Annotated in this window: 1 protein-coding gene; it reads left to right on the top strand. The window is 63.3% G+C overall.

What is annotated here, in order from left to right; all coding sequences use genetic code 11:
• The coding region (locus EN818_RS31100) for a patatin-like phospholipase family protein (protein WP_189523991.1) at positions 1 to 368 on the top strand (368 nt) is incomplete at both ends.

Raw genomic sequence — 368 nt, forward strand, 5'->3', positions numbered from 1 at the left:
CCGCAACCAAACCTCGTCGTTGATGACGATGACACTGGGCCAGCCCGGTCTCTTCAAGCCGCGCAATCCCAATCCGTGGTTCCAGCTGTCGGGAGCGCAGGACGCCACCAGCTTCTACGACACCGCCGAGCTGAAGGACACGCTGGAGAGCCTGATCGATTTCGATGTGCTGAACGACGGCAGGAAGCGGCTGAGCGTCGGCGCGGTCAATGTCAGGACCGGCAACTTCGTCTATTTCGACACCGACAAGGTGCGCATCGGGCCGGAGCACATCATGGCGAGCGGCGCCCTGCCGCCGGCCTTCCCCTCGATCCGCATCGAGGGCGAGTATTATTGGGATGGCGGCATCGTCTCCAACACGCCGCTGC

The organism is Mesorhizobium sp. M3A.F.Ca.ET.175.01.1.1 (genome assembly GCF_004791945.1).
In the GTDB taxonomy this organism is placed as follows: domain Bacteria; phylum Pseudomonadota; class Alphaproteobacteria; order Rhizobiales; family Rhizobiaceae; genus Mesorhizobium.